17 protein-coding genes and 1 tRNA gene are annotated in these 19,883 nt (G+C 58.7%); 15 read left to right on the plus strand and 3 right to left on the minus strand.

Annotated elements, in window-relative coordinates:
• Positions 1-4 precede the first annotated feature (4 nt).
• From AC3DE2_RS12180 to maiA, 4 genes are all read left to right on the plus strand, one after another.
• Positions 5-79, plus strand: a tRNA-Gln gene (locus tag AC3DE2_RS12180).
• 93 nt (positions 80-172) lie between these two features.
• A complete protein-coding gene (locus AC3DE2_RS12185; protein ID WP_488426386.1) occupies positions 173-910 on the plus strand; it encodes a 2OG-Fe dioxygenase family protein in 738 nt (245 codons plus the stop codon).
• Positions 911-968: 58 nt separating this feature from the next.
• Positions 969-1,958 (plus strand): fumarylacetoacetate hydrolase family protein, encoded by a 990-nt coding sequence (locus AC3DE2_RS12190; protein ID WP_488426387.1) that lies wholly within the window; start codon positions 969-971, stop codon positions 1,956-1,958.
• A gap of 99 nt (positions 1,959-2,057) precedes the next feature.
• The gene (gene maiA, locus AC3DE2_RS12195; RefSeq protein ID WP_488426388.1) at positions 2,058-2,717 is read left to right on the plus strand and encodes a maleylacetoacetate isomerase; all 660 of its coding nucleotides are present in this window, start codon (positions 2,058-2,060) and stop codon (positions 2,715-2,717) included.
• Positions 2,718-2,757: 40 nt separating this feature from the next.
• Here the strand turns inward: maiA and AC3DE2_RS12200 are convergent, their stop codons facing one another.
• A complete protein-coding gene (locus tag AC3DE2_RS12200) occupies positions 2,758-3,900 on the minus strand; it encodes a PilT/PilU family type 4a pilus ATPase (RefSeq protein ID WP_488426389.1) in 1,143 nt (380 codons plus the stop codon).
• Between the two features lie 97 nt (positions 3,901-3,997).
• Between AC3DE2_RS12200 and AC3DE2_RS12205 the strand changes: the two genes are divergently transcribed.
• The 11 genes from AC3DE2_RS12205 (at position 3,998) to AC3DE2_RS12255 (ending at position 17,667) form a co-directional block, all read left to right on the plus strand.
• Positions 3,998-4,393: a DUF4398 domain-containing protein gene (locus AC3DE2_RS12205; RefSeq protein ID WP_488426507.1), complete on the plus strand. Its 396-nt coding sequence runs from the start codon at positions 3,998-4,000 to the stop codon at positions 4,391-4,393.
• On the plus strand, positions 4,390-5,289 hold the full coding sequence (locus AC3DE2_RS12210) for an OmpA family protein (RefSeq protein ID WP_488426390.1): 900 nt from the start codon (positions 4,390-4,392) through the stop codon (positions 5,287-5,289). Before AC3DE2_RS12205 ends, AC3DE2_RS12210 begins: the two co-directional genes overlap by 4 nt.
• A gap of 356 nt (positions 5,290-5,645) precedes the next feature.
• Positions 5,646-5,864, plus strand: a complete 219-nt coding sequence (locus AC3DE2_RS12215; protein ID WP_183639152.1) for an HP1242/YdcH family protein — start codon at positions 5,646-5,648, stop codon at positions 5,862-5,864.
• Positions 5,865-5,979: 115 nt separating this feature from the next.
• A complete protein-coding gene (locus AC3DE2_RS12220) occupies positions 5,980-7,350 on the plus strand; it encodes a pyridoxal-phosphate dependent enzyme (protein WP_488426391.1) in 1,371 nt (456 codons plus the stop codon).
• A gap of 99 nt (positions 7,351-7,449) precedes the next feature.
• Complete coding sequence (locus AC3DE2_RS12225; RefSeq protein ID WP_488426392.1) at positions 7,450-8,643, plus strand: cystathionine gamma-synthase; 1,194 nt, start codon at positions 7,450-7,452, stop codon at positions 8,641-8,643.
• A complete protein-coding gene (locus AC3DE2_RS12230; RefSeq protein WP_488426393.1) occupies positions 8,597-9,442 on the plus strand; it encodes an ABC transporter permease in 846 nt (281 codons plus the stop codon). Before AC3DE2_RS12225 ends, AC3DE2_RS12230 begins: the two co-directional genes overlap by 47 nt.
• Positions 9,443-10,693: an ABC transporter ATP-binding protein gene (locus AC3DE2_RS12235; RefSeq protein ID WP_488426394.1), complete on the plus strand. Its 1,251-nt coding sequence runs from the start codon at positions 9,443-9,445 to the stop codon at positions 10,691-10,693.
• Positions 10,694-10,701: 8 nt separating this feature from the next.
• Positions 10,702-13,932, plus strand: coding sequence for a glycosyltransferase (locus AC3DE2_RS12240; RefSeq protein ID WP_488426395.1), 3,231 nt, complete (start codon positions 10,702-10,704; stop codon positions 13,930-13,932).
• Between the two features lie 77 nt (positions 13,933-14,009).
• Positions 14,010-15,452 (plus strand): UbiA family prenyltransferase, encoded by a 1,443-nt coding sequence (locus AC3DE2_RS12245; protein WP_488426509.1) that lies wholly within the window; start codon positions 14,010-14,012, stop codon positions 15,450-15,452.
• A 38-nt stretch (positions 15,453-15,490) separates the two neighbouring features.
• The gene (locus AC3DE2_RS12250; protein ID WP_488426396.1) at positions 15,491-15,865 is read left to right on the plus strand and encodes an EamA family transporter; all 375 of its coding nucleotides are present in this window, start codon (positions 15,491-15,493) and stop codon (positions 15,863-15,865) included.
• 2 nt (positions 15,866-15,867) lie between these two features.
• The gene (locus tag AC3DE2_RS12255) at positions 15,868-17,667 is read left to right on the plus strand and encodes a hypothetical protein (protein WP_488426398.1); all 1,800 of its coding nucleotides are present in this window, start codon (positions 15,868-15,870) and stop codon (positions 17,665-17,667) included.
• A 24-nt stretch (positions 17,668-17,691) separates the two neighbouring features.
• Here the strand turns inward: AC3DE2_RS12255 and wecB are convergent, their stop codons facing one another.
• Together wecB and AC3DE2_RS12265 are read right to left on the minus strand one after the other, a co-directional pair.
• Positions 17,692-18,840 carry a non-hydrolyzing UDP-N-acetylglucosamine 2-epimerase gene (wecB, locus tag AC3DE2_RS12260; RefSeq protein ID WP_488426399.1) on the minus strand — a complete coding sequence of 383 codons (1,149 nt, stop codon included), beginning with the start codon at positions 18,838-18,840 and terminating at the stop codon, positions 17,692-17,694.
• Positions 18,841-18,903: 63 nt separating this feature from the next.
• Positions 18,904-19,842 (minus strand): electron transfer flavoprotein subunit alpha/FixB family protein, encoded by a 939-nt coding sequence (locus tag AC3DE2_RS12265; protein WP_488426400.1) that lies wholly within the window; start codon positions 19,840-19,842, stop codon positions 18,904-18,906.
• Positions 19,843-19,883: the final 41 nt, after the last annotated feature.

The following is a 19,883-nucleotide window of genomic DNA, read 5'->3' on the forward strand; positions in this document are numbered from 1 at the left end:
TTACAGCCCCGTCGCCAAGCGGTAAGGCACCTGACTCTGACTCAGGCATTCGGTGGTTCGAATCCATCCGGGGCTGCCAACTTGAAGAACCGGCCACTGGCGTCGTCCAGGCGGTCGGAACCCAGCAAAAACCCGCCTCGCGCGGGTTTTTGCTTTTGCCGAGGACCATGCGATGGTCGCGACGTTCCTGCCGCCCTTCACTGCCGCCGCGGACCTGCGGCCCCGGATGCGCCAGCGCGGCTATGCCGTGCTCGAGCCCGCCAGCGTCGGCGGACTCTGCGGATTTCCTGTCCAGGCGCTGGACGTATTCAAGCCCGACTGGGAACACCTGGCGGTCGATGCGTACCTGAAGGATGGCGGCCGATACCGGCGGCGCCTGCATTCCTGCTTCATCGCCAACGGGGAAGACCTGCGACAGGCGCCGCATCGCGCCCACTGGCAGTCGCTGGACTACAACGCGCTGCACGGCGGTATGCGGCGCTGGTTCGAGCCGATGCGCCCCGCGACCGCCGGTCATCCCCTGTGGCGGCACCTGCTGGTCGCATTGGGGCGCCTGTGTTCGGAGTTGAAGGGCGAGCGACCCTGGTACATCGAAGCCCACCAGTTCCGCATCGACACCACCGACGGCATCGGCCGGCCCACGCCCGAAGGCGCGCACCGTGACGGCGTGGATTTCGTCGCGGTGATGCTGGTGGATCGCGTGGGCGTGAAGGGCGGGGAGACCCGCGTGTTCGAGGCCGCCGGGCCGGACGGGCAGCGGTTCACCCTGGAAGCGCCCTGGTCGCTGATGTTCCTGGACGACGCCCGGGTCATCCACGAGTCCACCCCGATCCAGCCCGTCGCCGGCGAGCCGGGCCACCGCGATACGCTGGTGCTGACCTTCCGGGCGGACGGCTTCCAGGGCGACTGACACCGTGGCGCGTCGGTAGTTACAATTGAAACCATAGTCAGCAGAGGTCCGCAGAGCGATGAAACTGGGTTCTTTGAAAGAAGGCGGCCGCGACGGCACGCTGGTGGTGGTGTCCCGTGACCTGACCCGGGCGGTGCGCGCCACCGGCATCGCGACGACCCTGCAGCAGGCGCTCGAAGACTGGTCGAACGTCGCCCCGCGCCTCAACGCGCTGTCCGAATCGCTCAACCACGGCGATGCCGATGGCGTGTTCGATCTCGATCACAAGGCACTCGCGGCGCCGCTGCCGCGCGCCTACGAGTTCGTCGACGGCAGTGCCTATCTGCCGCACGTCGAGCGCGTCCGCCGCGCCCGCAACGCCGAGGTGCCGGAGAGCTTCTACACCGATCCGCTGATGTACCAGGCCACCAGCGCCGGCTTCTACGGCCCGCGCGATCCGGTCCGCGTGGTCAGCGAGGACTACGGCATCGATCTGGAAGCGGAAATCCTGGTGGTCACCGACGACGTGCCCATGGCGGTCACGCCGGAACAGGCCGCCGGGCATATCCAGCTGATCGGCCTGGTCAACGACGTATCGCTGCGCAACCTGATTCCGCCGGAACTGGCCAAGGGCTTCGGCTTCCTGCAGTCCAAGCCGCGTTCGGCGCTGTCGCCCGTATTCGTCACCCCGGACGAACTCGGCGAGGTATGGCGCGGCAACAAGGTGCACCTGCCGCTGCTGACGCACATCAATGGCGAGTGGTTCGGCGCGCCGGAAGCCGGCGTGGACATGCAGTTCGACTTCGCACAACTGGTGGCCCACGCCGCCAGGACCCGTCCGCTTTCGGCCGGCACCCTGGTCGGCTCCGGCACCATCGCCAACGAGGACGTCTCCAAGGGAGCATCCTGCTTCGCCGAGCGGAGGACTGTGGAGACGCTGCGGGACGGCAAGCCGAGCACACCGTTCATGAAGTTCGGTGATGTGGTTCGCATCGAGATGCTGAATAGTGATGGCGATTCCATTTTTGGTGCGATCGAACAACGGATTGAGCCCCAGTCCTTGCCTTGAGCCGGCCGGGAGGTGCAAATGGACCAGACTGTCGCGTAGGGGGGCTCATGGGCGTTCGGCAACAGGGATGGCGAAACGACGCGGAACGGAGTTTCCGCCATGGCTGAGCAACTGAAGCTCTATTCGTACTGGCGTTCCAGTGCGGCTTACCGCGTCCGCATCGGCCTGAACCTCAAGGGCCTGGCCTACGAAACGATCCCGGTCCATCTGGTTCGCGACGGCGGGCAGCAGCACCACCCCGACTACGCCGCCAGGAATCCGCAGCACCTGGTTCCCACGTTGTTGCACGGTACCCGCGTGATCCGGCAGTCGCTGGCGATCCTGGAATACCTGGACGAAGCCTGGCCTTCCCCGCGCCTGCTGCCGATGACCGCGCGCGATCGCGCGCGGGTGCGCGCGCTGGCGCAGATGGTCACCAGTGACATCCATCCGCTCAACAACCTGCGCGTGCTGCAATATTTCGAGAACACCTGGCACGTGCCGCACGCCGAGCGCGACGACTGGATCAAGCACTGGATCGTCGAAGGTTTCACCGCGATGGAGACACTGCTGTCGGGCGACGCGGCGACCGGTGCCTATTGCCACGGGCAGACGCCGGGCATGGCGGACTGCTGCCTGATCCCGCAGATCTTCAATGCGCGGCGCTTCGGCGTGGAAATGGAAGCATTCCCGACCCTGGCCCGGATCGAACAGGCCTGCCTCGCATTGCCGGCGTTCGACCAGGCGCGCCCGGAAAAGCAGCCCGACGCGCAAGCCTGAGGGCAACGGAGTCCGGAAACTCCCGCGCCCTGGACCGGAATCAGCTGAAACCGTGGGTGATGCGCGGCGACGCGGATGAACCCTGGGCCTCGTAGTCCGCGTAGGGATCGTGCTCGCCCTGGCTGCCTTCGGACAGGCGGAACTTGAGCGCGAGGCCATCGCGCGAGTCGGCCGCGCGCAATGCTTCCTCCTGCTCGATCTGCCCTTCCTTGGCCATCCGGAACAGGCACTGGTCGAAGGTTTCCATGCCTTCTTCCAGCGACTCTTCCATCGCCTGCTTGATCTCGTGGACCTGGCCGCGGCGCAGCAGGTCGCGGATCATCGGCGTATTGATCAGCACCTCGGCCGCGGGCAGGCGACGCCCGTCCGCGCCCTTGACCAGGCGCTGCGAGACCACCGCGCGCAGGTTCAGCGCCAGGTTCATCAATACGTTCTTGTGTGCGCTTTCCGGGAAGAAATTGAGGATGCGCTCGATGGTCTGGTCGGCGTTGTTGGAGTGCAGGGTCGCCAGGCACAGGTGGCCGGTCTCGGCGAAGGCGATGGCTGCCTCCATCGTGGTGGCGTCGAGGATCTCGCCGATCAGGATCACGTCCGGCGCTTCGCGCATCGCGTTCTTCAGCGCGTTGTGGAAGGCATGGGTATCCAGGCCGACCTCGCGCTGGTTGACGATCGACTGCTTGTGCTTGTGCAGGTACTCGATGGGATCCTCGATGGTGAGGATATGCCCGGTGGTGCTGCTGTTGCGGTGATCGATCATCGAGGCCAGGGTGGTGGACTTGCCCGAGCCGGTGGAGCCCACGATCAGCACGAGGCCGCGCGGAGTCATGATGATGTCCTTCAGCACCGGCGGCAGGTGCAGGTCCTCGATGGACGGGATCACGCTGCGGATCGCGCGGATCACCATGCCCACCTCGCCGCGCTGCTTGAACACGTTGACGCGGAAGCGGCCGGCGTCCTGCAGGGCGATGGCCATGTTCAGCTCCAGCTCGCGCTCGAACACCGGCACCTGGCCCTCATCCATCAGCGAATAGGCGATTTTCTTGACCATGCCGGGCGGCAGGCCGGTATTGCCCAGCGGATAGAGCTTGCCTTCAATCTTGATGTAGACCGGCGCCCCGGTGGTCAAAAACATGTCCGAGGCGTTTTTTTCGGTCATCAGCTTCAGGAAATAGCCGATGTCCATGTGCGAGCATCCCCATTTTGTGGCGGCCCACCGTTGCAACGGGGGCGCAGGCTTCCGACAATGGCCGCGCGATCCCCTGATACGTCACGGCACCCAGATGATTCGTAGCTTCGCACAAATCCGCTTGCCCCTGTATGTGATGGTGGCCGCACTCACAATCGCGGCCTGCCCGGTTTCGTCCGCCCTGGCCCAGTCGGCGACCACGCCGGAGCTGGAAACGGCCCGGCGGGCGGTCGAACGCGCCGATCAGGCCGACGCCGATCAGTACGCGCCCGACCGCATGGCCGCGGCCCGTCAGCTGCTGGCGCAGGCACAGGCCGCGCAAAGCGGCCGCGACAAGAAGGTGGCCCTGGATCTGGCCATCCGCGCCGCGGCCGACGCCGACGTCGCCCGCGCGCTGAGCCTGGAGGCGGTGGCAAATGCCGACCTCCAGCATCGTCGCGCCGAGATCGCCGACCTGCAGCGCAAGCTCGGCATGGAGGGCGGACAATGAGCCGGACTTCGCCGCGAGTCCGCACCCGCCTGCTGACCCTGCTGCTGGGCTTGGCCGCAGCTGGTCCCCTTCTGGCCGCCGACAATCCGGTGATCGCGCAGCTCAACCAGCGCCTGGTCGCCCTGCAGGCCAATCCGGAATTCACGGAATTGGCGGCGTTCGAGCGCCTGCAGGCCCAGCAGGCCATCAGCGAACTGGCCGAGGCGCGCCGTTCCGTCCGCGAGCGCGCCCAGTACGTGGCCGAGCGGCGGGTGGAGATCGCCGAGATCGCCGTCCGCACCCAGGCCGCGCAACGCGAGCTGGCACGACTGGACCGCACCCGCAGCGAACTGCTGGTGGAAGCCAGCCGGCGCGAAGCCGAACGTGCCCGCCAGGAAGCCGAACGTCTGCGCATCCAGGCCCAGATCCAGGCCGAAGAGAGCGAGCGCCTGCGCCAGGCGGCGGAGGCCGAGACCCTGGCCCGCCAGGATGCCGAACTGGCCCTGACCAGCGTCGCCGGACAGCAGAGCGCCAAGCTCAGTGCGGCTCGCCAGAAGGAAGCCCGGCTGGCGCGCGAAGAGGCAGAACTGGTGTCCGGCACCAAGCTGCCCGCGTCGAAATTCGAGGCGCGCGGCGAAGTCTTCACCCTGCCGGCCAGTACCTTCGCCAGCGGTTCGGCCAAGTTGTCGGCGGCGGGCCAGTCCAGCACCAGCGCGCTGGCTGCGTACCTGCAGGCCAGCCCGAAGGCCAAGGCCCGGATCGACGGTTTCGGCGACAAGCAGACCAACGGCCAGCGGCGCGCCGAAGCCATCCGCGACGCCCTGGTCGCCGCCGGCGTGCCGAAGGCGCGGATCCAGGCAGGCGGCAAGGGCAACGGAACCAGCGCCAAGGCCGTGGATGTGGTCGTTACGCAGTAAATAATCCTTCGAAAACAGTGGCATACACGAAGAATGGGGTGTTTCGGGCGACTGGCCTGAACGCTCCGTTTGCCGTTCTTGCCTTGTCGAATCAAGGACTTGTGAAGGGGCTTGTCGGGTATCGGGGCGAGGAGTAGGGTCATATACCCAAGCGACCCCCGTCGCTTGGCTCACCGGAGAGTCGAGCCGATGACGTTGTTCAAAGCCCCAGAGGAGAACGCCCCCGACGGCCAGGTCCGTGCGGGTGTTCCCGGTGGAGGCGCCCGCCATCCCGCTTCGACGTTCCGCTCCCAAGCCAACGCCCCGAGCCTGTCCAGGCCGGGGCGTTCGTTTTTCCGCTGAAGGAGGTACTCCCCATGTTCGAAGGTCAACCGCAGACTGAAATCGACGCACTGATCAAGGCCGACCCGGAATTCAAGCAGCTGTACCAGCGCCATCGCGAACTCGACAAGAAGGTCACCGATGCCGAGCTGGGCGTGCTGCCCATCGACGACAATCTGCTGGGACAGATGAAGCGCGAGAAGCTCGCGACCAAGGAACGGCTGATCCGCATCTACGACGCGAAGCCGCACTGACCCACGACCCGCTCCATCGTCGCGGGGGGGGGGGGGCGCCGCCGCGGGCCGCGGCGCCCCCCGCCCCCCAAGAGGAAAAACACGCGCCCAAACGATCCGTGAGCGCGAGTCCGCAATGGCGATCCAATCTTCCGTCCTCCAGCTGATCGGCAATACGCCGATGATCCGGGCCCAGCGCCTCGACACCGGCGTCTGCGAGCTGTTCCTCAAGCTGGAAAGCGCCAATCCTGGTGGATCCATCAAGGATCGTATCGGCCTGTCGATGATCGAGGCCGCTGAAAAGCGCGGCGATCTGAAGCCCGGCGCCACCCTGGTCGAGGGCACCGCCGGCAACACCGGCATCGGCCTGGCACTGGTGGCCCAGCAGAAGGGCTACAAGCTGATCCTCGTGGTCCCGGACAAGATGAGCCGGGAAAAGATCTTCAATCTCAAGGCCATGGGCGCGGAAGTCGTGCTGACCCGCTCGGACGTGGCCAAGGGACACCCGGAGTACTACCAGGACCTGGCCGCCCGTATTGCCAGCGAGACGCCGGGCGCCTACTTCATCAACCAGTTCGGCAACCCGGACAACCCGGCTGCGCACGAATTCGGCACCGGTCCGGAAATCCTGGCCCAGATGGACGGGAAGCTGGATGCGATCGTGTTCGGCTGCGGCAGCTCCGGCACCATGACCGGCCTGTCCCGCGCGTTCGCCAAGGACGCGCCGGGCGTGGAGATGGTCCTGGCCGATCCGGTCGGCTCGATCCTCACCCAGTACATCAACGAGGGAACCCTCAGCGAGAAGTCCGGCACGTGGCTGGTGGAAGGCATCGGCGAGGATTTCCTGCCGCAGATTTCCGATTTCAGCCGGGTGAAGAAGGCTTATTCGATCAGCGACCGGGAGAGCTTCTTGACCGCGCGCGAGCTGCTGGCGAAGGAAGGCATCCTCGGTGGTTCCTCCACCGGCACCCTGCTGGCCGCGGCCCTGAAGTATTGCCGCGAGCAGACCACCCCCAAGCGGGTCGTGGTGCTGGTGCCGGATACCGGCAACAAGTACCTGTCCAAGATGTACAACGACTACTGGATGCTGGATAACGGCTTCATCGAGCGCCCCCAGTACGGCGATCTGCGCGACCTGATCCTGCGCCCCTATAGCCAGCGGGATACCGTGGTGGTCAGTCCGACCGACCTGCTGACCACCGCCTACCAGCGGATGAAGCTGTACGACGTGTCGCAGCTGCCGGTCATGGAAGGCGACAAACTGGTCGGCATCGTCGACGAAAGCGACGTGCTGCTGCATGTCTACGGCGATGAGGCCCGGTTCCGCGACCCGGTGTCCACCGCCATGGTCAGCAAGCTGGATCGCCTGGACGTCCGCTCCCCCATCGAGGCCCTGCTGCCGGTCTTCGACCGCGGCCAGGTCGCCATCATCACCGACGGCGAGGCCTTCCTGGGCCTGATTACCCGGATCGACCTGCTGAACTACCTGAGGCGCCGGGCACAGTAGCTTCCCGGCCCCTGCCGGTCGGGCGGGGAAAGGCGTAAAAAGGACAGTACGTTAAGCCACGACTGCTAAAATTCGCGGTCGATTTTCTAAGGATTTTCCATGTCGGACCCCAAGCCCCATGACGAGGCGGGCGGAGCTTCGCTCGCCCTTGCCACCCTGGCCATCCACGGCGGCCAGACTCCGGATCCGAGCACGGGGGCGGTCATGCCGCCCATCTACGCCACCTCGACCTACGCCCAGGCCAGCCCGGGCGTCCACCAGGGCTTCGAGTATTCGCGTACCCACAACCCGACCCGGTTCGCCTACGAGCGCTGCGTGGCTGCGCTGGAAGGCGGCAGCCGCGGGTTCGCCTTCGCCTCGGGCATGGCGGCTACCTCCACGGTGCTGGAACTGCTGGACAGCGGCAGCCACGTCATCGCCATGGACGACATCTACGGCGGTAGCTATCGCCTGTTCGAGCGCGTGCGCAAACGTAGCGCCGGGCTGGAATTCAGCTTCGTCGACCTGACCGACCCGGCTGCGTTCGAAACCGCCATCCGACCGAACACCCGGATGGTCTGGATCGAAACTCCGACCAATCCGATGCTGAAGATCGTCGACATCCAGGCGATTGCCGAGGCTGCCCGCAAGCGCGGCCTGATCGTGGTGGTGGACAACACCTTCGCCTCGCCGATCCTGCAACGCCCATTGTTGCTGGGCGCCGACATCGTCATGCATTCGGCCACCAAGTACCTCAACGGGCATTCGGACATGGTCGGCGGCATGGTCGTGGTCGGCGACAACACCGAACTCGCCGAGCAGATGGCGTTCCTGCAGAACTCGATCGGCGCGGTCCAGGGACCCTTCGACAGCTTCCTCGCCCTGCGCGGCCTGAAGACCCTGCACCTGCGCATGAAAGCCCACTGCGAGAACGCGATGGCGCTTGCCGAATGGCTGCAGGAACAACCGGCCATCGACAAGGTCATCTACCCCGGCCTCAAGAGTCACCGGCACCACGCCCTGGCCAGCCGGCAGATGCAGGGCTACGGCGGCATCATTTCCATCGTCCTCAAAGGCGGCTTCGAAGCCGCCCGCAAATTCTGCGAAGGCACCCACCTGTTCACCCTGGCCGAATCCCTCGGTGGCGTGGAAAGCCTGATCAACCATCCCGCGGTGATGACGCATGCGTCGATTCCGCCGGAGCGGAGGGCGGCGCTGGGGATCAGTGATGGGCTGGTGCGGTTGAGTGTAGGGGTGGAGGAACTGGATGACCTGCGAGCTGACCTGGAACCGCACGGTGAGCGGACATATTAGTATTATGAAAATTGACAAAGTACAACTGCGACAGAGGATATACCTCCTTCAGCAACTAATACGTCGGGATGTCGAAAGACGCTACAAAGCCACCGTCGGTGGCATGGCATGGACGGTCTTGCAGCCTCTGGTCATGATCGGTATCTATACGGTTGTTTTTGGCCTGATATTCAAACCGCGTTGGCCGACCGTCGAAAGCCCCTGGGATTATGTGCTCATTCTGTTCCTAGGAAAAATCCCCTACATGTTCGTGACGGAATCGTTGGCGCGCTCGTCGGCCTTAATCCATGGGCATATCAACTTAGTCAAGAAAGCGGTTTTTCCTTTGAATCTGCTGCCCGGCGTCGCAGTAGGAGGGAGTGTCTATCATTCCTGCATTGCGCTAGCCGTTTGGTTGGTTTTCTTCCTTGTCATCAAACAATCGATTCCATTCGGAATGCTGCTACTGCCGTTGCTCTGGATACCCATATTCTTGTTCTGTCTGGGTGGGTGCTGGATACTTGCAGCACTGGGAGCATATTTCAGAGATACGGAGCAACTGGTTGGGTCATTCAATATCGCGTTGATGTTTCTCTCGCCGATCTTTTATCCAGCCGCAAGCGCACCTGGGCCGCTCAAACTCGTAATGGCTGTAAACCCACTTTCTTATGCGATCGAATCGGCCCGAGCGCTTATGTTATGGCCCGAGCACTTTTCATGGGATGGCTACTTCATCCAGCTCCTCCTATCCGTCTTCTTTGCCACTGTTGGATTAGCCGTCTTCAATCGGCTTCGTCCAGGGTTCGCGGACGCTGTCTGAATGAGATCGATTCTTGAAGTAGAGAATTTAGGCAAAGCCTACGCACAGACGCCCGCACCAGGCGCGTTGTTCCGCTCATTACTTTTTGACCGTCCACTCCCGACGAAGGAAGCCTTCTGGGCGGTCAGAAATGTCTCTTTTTCATTGGGGCGTGGTGAATCTGTCGGAATCATCGGCAGAAACGGAAGCGGCAAGAGCACTCTTCTGCAGCTTATCTGCGGGATCATGCCTCCCTCTGAGGGCATGGTTGAACGATATGGGAGGATCGCCAGCCTCTTGGAGCTGGGAGCAGGATTCGATCCTGATTTTACCGGCAGAGAGAACGTCTTTTTGAATGCCGCGCTCATGGGGCTATCACGAGAGGAAACCGAGCGAAGATTTGACGAAATTGCAGCGTTCGCTGAGATCGGTAGGTTCCTAGACGAACCAGTTAAAACCTATTCCAGCGGCATGTTCGTTCGCCTCGCATTCTCTGTTGCGTCACATGTTGAGCCTGACATACTCATCGTAGATGAAGCGCTCGCGGTGGGGGATGCACGCTTTTCGGCAAAGTGCATAAAACGGATTCGTGGACTGCGTGAAAACGGATGCACGCTCCTGTTTGTAAGCCACGATGTGGGAATCGTCAGGACGTTATGCGACCGAGCCATCTGGCTCGACAGCGGAAAGGTGATGGCGATGGGAGATGTTTTCTCAGTAACCTCGAGCTATATGGAACACTTGTTTGATGACGAAGATACACAGATAGCTCAAGAGTTGGGTAACGAAGTTGGTCGATCCGATGAAGAACCCGAACTTCGACATGCTCCTATCAATCACTGGGGATCCCACGTGGGGACGACCAAACGTTGGCGCTTCCTTGCGGCAGGAAGATTGGGAGCTGCGGTTGCGGAGTATGGAGATACCATTCGCTTTGAGGTCGATTTCGCTATTCCACAGGGGTTCGATCTCGCGCATCTAGCAGTTTCCATGTCGGTTAAAGACCTAAAAGGAACCGACTTGTTTGTTATTTCAACCGCGGATGAGAATCAGGGAATATTCAGCGGGCGAGAAGGTGTGGTGACCGTTAGTTTCGAATTCACTAACAGACTGACGGAAGGAAAATACCTTGCGGTCATTGCGATCGAAGATCGGTCAATCGAGGCGATTCAGTATTTTGAGTATATCGAGGGAGCTCACTATTTCTCGGTTACCTCAGAGATTAGACGCTTCGGGATATTCAACATTCCTTCTGTTGTGAAAGTGAAGTGAGGTGGCATATGAGCGAGATGAACAGCAAAGACTACTGGGACGGTCGCTTTAAGGATGATTGGGAGGAGAACCATGGCCGCCGCCAAAGCCGGTTCTTTTCCGGAATCGCTCTGCGTGCCTTTCCGGAATGGCTGAAGATGGAAATGAATGCAGGTGCGGAAGTCCTTGATTGGGGATGCGCGCTCGGAGATGGCACGGAGTACTTGGCTCAAGCATTGCCGGGTGCTCAGATATCGGGCTGTGACTTTTCCAATGAGGCCATCGACCAAGCTCTGCTGACTTATCCAACCATCAAGTTCTTCTCGGCCGATTTCGTTCAAGGTGAAATGGATGTTGCGAATTGGGACTTCATATTCTCGTCCAACACTCTAGAGCATTTCCACGAGCCGTGGAGGATTGTCGACGAGCTAGCTAGGCGAACTCGTAGAGGATTGGTGTTTCTTCTTCCATACAAGGAAGTGAACCGCATTGCAGAGCATCACTACACTTTTCTCGCCAGCAATATTCCACTAAGCCACGGCGAGTTCCGTCTTTGCTACTCAGCAGTCATTGATGCGGCAAATTTGCCGGAAACCGAGTGGGCCGGTACTCAAGTTTTTCTGATATTCCTTCGAAACCATGATCCACTCATCAGGAGATTGATGCTTGATGATGTAAAACTCGATTCGAACGAAGCGGTTCAGATGAGAGAAGAGTCCTCTGTGCTCGGCGATCTGCGCGCCCGAATAGATAATTTGGGGGCAGATGGTCTTGTCGCTCAGACTCGATTGAATGAGGCGCTTATTCATATCGCCGAGCTGGAGGGGCGGGTGACACTGGAGCAGCGTAGCGCCATGACTCGGATAGAAGAACGAGACAATCTCTTGATTGAGAATGCGTCGCTTTGCGAAGCTCTGGCTTCAGCCAATGGGGAAAAGGACCAACTGCGGGCAGACAACGCCCTCCTTCAAGCTGAGATTTTGTCCTTGAGGGCGCAGGCGACGCAGGTTCAAGAAGAGTTTGAAACGGTGCGAATGCGGCTTTCCGATGCCGAAACACTGTTGTCTGAAACGAGGCGGCGAGTGGAGTACTTCGAGCACATAGCCAAGAAAAATGAGTATGCTCAGGCTGCCAATAGTGAAGACCAGTTAATGAACGAACATGGGAAATCCCCACTAATCTTGAAAGACGAAGATGAACTCGTGGCTATTGCAAAGAAGCTCTCGGATGTCGCGGATAGTCTTCTGGTCAGATTAGCTAAAACTGAGTCTGATCTGGATTCGGTTCTTGCAAGCAGGTCTTGGCGCCTGACTGCTCCAATGCGACGATTCGTGGCAGGAATGAGAGGTACGGACCAAGGGATGGTGAATGCTCTCACGAATACACCTTTATTGGTACAGCGGCTAGGTGAGCTAAATGCTCAACTCACCGACGTAATCCGAAAGAACCATTGGAAAACTGAGCGAGAGCGGCGGGGGCGTCGAATCTTCATATTTACGGGAGTGCCTTACGACGATATCGGCGGCGGACAGCGGGCTGCACAGTTCGCTCGGGTGCTTCTCGAGCGTGGTGAAGTTGTCACCTATGTCTATGCTTATCCAAAATGGGAAAACGGCGGGCCGGCCGAGAGCAGGCTGTCTGTTCCAGGCTTGACTCATCTCTACGTAAACGCTACCGGTGCAGAGGAAGTTAAGGCGGATATACAGCGGGGCGATGTTGCAATCTTTGAGCTGCCGCATAAGGCGTTCCTCCCTTACCTGGAGAACTGCATCCGGGTTGGAGCCAAGACCGTCTTCGAACTGATAGACGCATGGAATTCTTCGTTGGGAGGCGACTGGTTCTCAGAAGACGTTATGCAGCAATACATCGACAGGAGCAATGTTGTTGTCGGGACCGCCAAGGTACTTGAGCAGAGCCTAGTGTCCAGAGGGCGAGGCGACGCCATGTATCTTCCGAATGCCGCCAACGAAGCTGTTTTTGATGGCTATCGTCAGTATCCTCGACCGAGCGAGTACAGCGATGGACATCGCGCGCTCCTGTATTTTGGTTCTCTTTACGGCGAGTGGTTTGATTGGGATAGCGTCAACGCCGCGGCCAGGCGATCCCCGGACGCGCGCTTTTATCTCATAGGTGACATCCCGAATTGCATCAGTGTTGAGGACAATGTTGTCTTCCTCGGACCTCGCCTGATAGACGAGCTTCCTAAGTATCTACAGCATTGCCACGCTGCAATACTCCCGTTCAAGCCTGGGCATATTTCCGACGCTGTTTCTCCCATTAAGATATTTGAGTATCTCGCGATGGGAATCAATGTCGTCGCCAACGATCTTCCCGAAATTAGGGAGTATCCGAATGTGTGGATTGCCAAGAATCCGGAGCACTTTGCGGAGCTGTGTGGTGAGGAACTTAGGGCGCAAGAAGCGGAAGTCGTCGATAGGTTCGTTATGGAAAATTGTTGGTCAGCGAGGCTTGACAGGATTATTCCGCCTCTTCAGTTCGGAAGAGTTGTCAGTGTCATCGTGCTCATGCATAACAATGCAAAGATTATTCGCAGATGCTTGGATAGTCTGAAGATGCACGGAGCTGAGTACATTAGGGAGATCATAGTAGTCGACAACTGCAGCTCAGATGGCGGTGATGAATTGGTCGAAGCTGAGTATCCTGAAGTGAAATTGATCAGGAACAAGCGCAACGGATGCAGCTCCGGCAGGAATCTGGGAGTGGCCAGTGCAACCGGTGACTACCTTGCGTTCTTCGATTCCGATCAGTGGATAACTGGACGTGGTGCATTCGAGGAAGCCCTGTTTCTGCTCCGCTCCAACTCCAGGCTTGGCGCGATCGGATGGGCAGCTGGATGGTTCTCGGCAAATAATGAGAATTTCGGTGGACCTATTGTCGATTATCTACCCGCACGCGGTACTAATGTCGCGGAGTACAGAGAGAAAGGTTATCGAACGGATATCGGCTACTTGGGCTCGGGGGGGCTCTTTCTCCGGCGGGAGGTATTTCACCAGGTGGGCGGGTTTGATGAGTTCTACGATCCGACCTGCTTTGAGGATACCGATTTTACCGTGGCGATAAAGGCCGCTGGATATTCCATTGGCTATCGTGACCTTCAAGGAGTTCGGCACCAGGCCCATCAGACAACAGGGGCGTCTGGGCAGAGCGATGCATACAAGGCAATTTTTGCACGTAACTCTGGGTACTTCGGGAAGAAGTGGAGCGCGCGCTCAGACTTGCTTGTTGACGCACCACTCTGATTGCCTGATGTCGACTGTTTTCCTGTAAGTAATAGTGCGGAGAGCCTGCTTTGAAGGTTGAAATTGACTGCTTTGACGTGGGGGGGAGTAGTGCCAACAGGAGGTCTCCGGCGCTCTGTATCGACTTAGATGGCACGCTGTTGAAGTCCGATTTGTTGCTGGAATCAGTGTTAGCTCTACTGGCCAAGAATCCGTTCTTGATCTTTGTCATGCCCTTTTGGTTGTTCGCTGGAAAGGCTGCTTTCAAGCGCAAGATCGCGGATCAGGTTGAGCTTGATGTGACAACGCTGCCCTATGATCAAAGGGTAGTTGAAATGTTGAGAAATGCTGAAGGAAGGACGCGTGTACTGTGTACAGCGTCAGATCGATTGCTGGTAGAGCCGATTGCAGAACATCTCGGATTGTTTGAATTGATTCTTGCCAGCGATGGTCGGACTAATCTTGCAGGGCGGAAGAAGGCCTTGGCATTGGTCGAGATATTCGGTGAACGCGGATATGACTACGCGGGCAATGCTCCTATAGATCGCTCGGTATGGAGTTCAGCGCGCGGAGCATGGGTAGTGAATGCGGGCAAGGCGGTGGTGGCGATAGCACGGTCGCAATGCGATTTGCTGGGGCATCTTCCACGTCAGCATCCCGTGTTCAAGGGATGGTTGAAAGCGATTCGTTTGCATCAATGGTTGAAAAACATATTGATTTTCGTGCCGTTGATAGCATCGCATCGCTTCATGGAGATACAGGCAGTTGGTGATGCATTGCTTGCTTTTCTCGGATTCGGCCTTTGTGCTTCCAGTGTTTATGTAGTCAACGATTTGCTAGATATACAGGTTGATAGAAAGCACAAGCGCAAGCGCCATCGCCCATTTGCATCAGCAGGCCTATCCATCCCCGCCGGCATGACGGGGGCTATCCTACTTGGCGCATGCGGCTTAGGGATCTCGCTTTTGGTTTCCAGAGGCTTCGTAGCCGTCTTGGGTACCTATTATGTATTGACCTTGGCCTATTCGTTGAAGCTTAAGCGGATGGCGGTGATTGATGTCGTTCTACTTGCGGGACTCTACACGGTCAGAATAGTGGCTGGAGCAGCGGCAATCGGTAGCGAGCTTTCGTTCTGGCTGCTGGCGTTTTCTATGTTTATCTTCCTGAGTCTTGCACTGGTCAAGCGTTACGCGGAGCTCGAGGCACTCATTCAAGACGGGCGGAGCAGGATCGCTGGGAGGGACTATCAGGCGTCGGACCTTGGGATTATTGGTTCTCTAGGGGCTGCCGCAGGCTATCTGGCGGTCCTGGTCTTGGCGATGTACATCAATAGCCCTGAAAGCTTGGAGCTGTACGCCTCCCCAAAGCTACTATGGGCTTTATGCCCGCTGTTCCTTTACTGGATCAGCCGAATGTGGTTCATCGCAGGAAGAGGTGGGATGCATGACGATCCCATCGTATTTGCTGTTGGTGATGTTGCGAGCCGTATTGTTGGGGGAGCGACGCTTGTAGTTGTTTTTGCCGCTACAGTCGCCTGGTGAGCACATGTGAGTGCGCCGCAGCGCACCGGAGGACTTCGATGAATATCAAATATATTCCCTTGATATTGTTTTCAGTGTTACTCAGTGCTGGCGCGCAGCTGATGCTGAGGAAAGGAATGAGCGAGACGGCGCTCGAAAGCTCACAAGCCATTTCAATCCTAACGGGGGTGGTGAGAGCCGTGCTTGAGCCTTGGGTCTTCGCAGGCTTGTCTTGTTATGTGATTAGCATTCTGCCGTGGATGTATGTGCTGTCGAAGGTGGAAGTAAGTTATGCCTATCCGTTCGTCAGCATCGGATATGTAGTGGTTGTTGCTGGTGCGTATTTCTTTTTTAGGGAGCCCATTAGTTTCATGAAGCTCGCTGGTGTTTTGCTAATCTGCGCTGGAGTTATTTTTGTCGCAAAGGGTGGTTAGACATGGTTGCGATGGCTGAGGCGAGCGGTCGGAATATGGAAAGCGAAGTAATCGGAAAAAATAGATTTGATGGAGGGCGGTTCGCAGCAACATTGTTGTGCATGGTGATAGGAATGGTCGCGGTAAAGGCCGCTACTGTCTACCTGGGAGGGTTCCAACTCGCCCCGTATTTGTTGCTGTTACTGCTGGCACCTTTTGTTCTTCTAAGTGGGGAAGGGCAGCGAAGAATACTGTTGTTGGCGATTTTCTGTGTTGTTGGCGCTTCTCTCGTCGCAGGAGCCATCCCGGATGCGACTTGGGACGGAAATATGTATCACAAGCCGGCCATCATCGCGCTTCATGATGGATGGAATCCATGGCTATTCCCCGAGTTCTCTGATTGGATAAAAACGAGGAGTGAACTCCACTACAGCGCGATTGTTTGGCAAAACAACGAAAACTCGCTCTGGGTCAGCCACTATCCAAACCTGTCCTGGTTGTATGCGGCTGCTCTCATGGATCTTGGATTTGGCTGGGAAAGCGGGAAGTCGCTGGGGCTGGTTGTCGCGATGGCCTTGTATTTCTACTCTCGTCAGATGCTGCTTCAGTATCCGATGTCTCGAGTGTTACGAGAGTTGATTGCAATCTTGCTGGTGGCGTGTCCGCCATGGCTGGTCCAGATTGTCACTAATTATGTGGACGGAGTTACATACATCGTTTCAGCGCTCATCGTCCTTGGTATCCTCGATAAGGAAAGGCGTGTTGAGATAAACGTAATTATTTGGAGTAGTTTTATTATCTTGGCCGGAGTTAAGTTCACCGGCGCGTTGTACGCTGCGTTGTTCACGGTTCCCTTTCTTCTTGTTCGGCGTCCAGACGTACGTCAGATAGCTGCTTGGGCGTTGCTGGGAGCCGTGGTTTTGTCCCATCCTTATCTAAATCATCTGGTGTCGGGCTTGAATGTCGGCTATCCGGTAACCGGAAGCAATCGCGTCCTGCAAGGGCAGGTTGAGGAGGATGTCGCACAGCGTACATCGCTAGTGGCGCTCACTCGATCCCTTATTGCAAGAACGTCCAATGGTCTTGACTACCCCGGCAGCAAGGTGCCGGGACGTCTGTATCCGGGTGAGGTTGTGGCAGCAGGTTCGCCGGATACCCGTCATGGGGGCTTTGGACCTTGGTACTCACTCGCGCTTCTAGTTGGTTTGGCCGCGGTGGCCCTCGCGATCATTGTCGGCGTGCGACGCAGGAGTATCACGCGAGAAGGAATGATGCTCCTGGGGGCGGGGCTATTTCTTCTGCTGTGCGTACTTATCCACCCGGCTGCGTGGTGGGCACGCTATGTTCCTTTCTTGTACGTCGGCCTACTCTTGCTTATGTTGTTCGCGTTATCCAGTGATTTCCTCTTGGCGCGTCGGTTAGGCGTCATTTCGCTTATCCTTCTGGCATGCAATGCCGTCTTGGTGATGATTGGTGCCGCGGGATACGCAAAGAACTATGCTGTACTTCAGGGATATGCGGTCGACCGTCAGATTGTGGGCTCAATGTCTAGGAATCGAACAATTCAAGTCAGGGCACCCGTCTTCGTTGCGTTCTCTGCGCTATATCATTTGCGCGAGACGTTAGGAATACAGCGGTTGGTATACGAGCCCGCAGACTTGGGGACTACGCCTGGTTGTCCTGTTGGAAAATCGCTAGGCGTCTGGATCGGATTGGCACAAGTCTGTGAGCTGGAATATGAGCTCCCGGAGATAAAGAAACCGGTCGGCGTTGAGGCTGGCTTGGATATGATTTCAGTGAGCAGTAAGGGGGAGGTGCGCTAGGCACCTCCAGAACCAAACAGTCGGTCAATTCCCGGAGTTGCTTGACTCGCCACTGATTAGTCGGGCAATACGGTAGGAAGCTTGACCATCCCCATAAGGATTGTGTGCGCGCGCCATTGCCTGGTAGCTGTTGTTATTATCTAGTAAGGCTTCAGATTCGGAGAGAATCTTGGCTCTGGACGTGCCTACCAAGCGTACTGTACCGGCATCAATGGCTTCCGGCCGCTCAGTTGTCTCCCGCATGACTAATACAGGCTTGCCCAGCGATGGTGCTTCTTCTTGGACGCCGCCCGAGTCGGTGATGATGAGATGTGCTTTCGTCATTAGGTAGACGAAGGGTAAATAGTCTTGCGGTTCAATGAGAGCGACATCCGGAACGCCTGACAGAAGGCGATTGACAGGTTCCCTAACGTTGGGATTCAAATGCATCGGATAGACGATCTGGGTATCGCCACGGGACGCAAGTGCTCGGAGAGCATGGCAGATGTTTTCGAAACCGTCCCCAAAGTTCTCTCGTCGATGCCCTGTTACCAAGACCAATCGCTTCGCCGGATTCAGAAATGGAAAGCGTTCAGCCATGGTTCTGGTTAGAGGCATGTTGTCTCTTAGCTTGTCTGCCACATGCAGGAGCGCATCGATAACGGTATTGCCGGTAACATGGACATGCTCTGCGGGCGTTCCTTCCCTCAGCAAATTATCACGAGAGCGGATCGTAGGAGCGAAATGAAGGGCTGCAAGTGGCCCGACCAATCTGCGATTCGCTTCTTCCGGCCAGGGTGCATAAAGATTGCCAGTCCTTAACCCTGCTTCGACGTGTCCGACGGCGACCTTGTTATAAAATGCGGCGAGGGCGCTCGCCAATGTGGTACTTGTATCACCATGCACCAGGACGAGATCAGGTTGGTGCTGAGCGATAACGCCAGTCATGCCGACGAGGATCTTGGAAAACAGTCCAGCCAGACTCTGATTGGGTTCCATTACGTCGAGATCGATATCTGGACGAATATCGAAAAGTTCCATTACTTGATCCAGCATCTGTCGATGCTGTGCTGTTACCGCGACAATTGTTTCAATGTGCGGTGTCTTTTTTAAGGCGTACACAACTGGCGCCATCTTGATCGCCTCCGGTCTCGTCCCGAAGACAACCATTATTTTCCTGTAGGGGATGCTCATCTCAATCCGCGTGTTTCGTTACTGTCGGGTGTCTTTAACTCTGCCGAAGATTTTCGTAACGGCTCAGAGTACGCTTTCCAACTCCGGCAACAGCTTGAACAAATCTCCCACCAGCCCGATGTCCGCGATCTCGAAAATCGGTGCCTCGGCGTCCTTGTTGATGGCGACGATGGTGCCGGCGTCCTTGATGCCGGTCAGGTGCTGGATGGCGCCGGAGATGCCGACGGCCACGTACAGCTCGGGGGCGATGATCTTGCCGGTCTGGCCGACCTGGAGTTCATTCGGAACATAGCCGGCGTCGACCGCGGCGCGTGAGGCGCCGACCGCTGCGCCCAGCTTGTCGGCCAGGTCGTAGATGATCTTGAAGTTCTCGGCCGAACCCACGCCGCGCCCGCCGGAGACCACGCGCTTGGCGCTCTGCAGGTCGGGGCGGTCGGACTTGCCGGCGGCCAGGCCGATGTAGCGGGTGTGTGAGGGCAGGGCGGCGTCGACGGTGACCGCCTCCACGCTGGCGCTGCCACCCTTGGCGGCTTCCGGCCAGGATGCGGTGCGGATGGTGGCGACGACGGCCTGATCGGCCGGGGCCTCGACGGTGATGATGGCGTTGCCGGCGTAGATCGGGCGCTTGAATACGTGGCTGGCTTCGACGCTCATGATGTCCGACACCTGGGCCACGCCCAGCAGCGCGGCGACGCAGGGCATCAGATCCTTGCCGAAGGTGGTCGAGGGACCGAACACATGGGTGTAGCCGGTGGCGAGCGCGGCGATCTGCGGAGCGAGCACCTGGGCGATGGCATTCGCATTGGCGGCATTGGCCACGGTCAGGACGCGGGCCACGCCGGCGATCTGCGCCGCTTCGGCGGCGACGCCGGCCGCTTCGGCGGCGAGCACCACCACGTCGATGCTGTCGGGTTTCAGGGCCTGGGCGGCGCTGACGGTCTTGGCGGTGGCGCTGTTGAGCTTGCCGTCCAGGTGTTCGGCGATGACGAGGACTTTGGACATTGCGGAATCTCCAGAATTCTGGCGGCGTCGCGCCGGCGTTT

It is taken from the genome of Pseudoxanthomonas sp. 68-E7, from assembly GCF_057773145.1.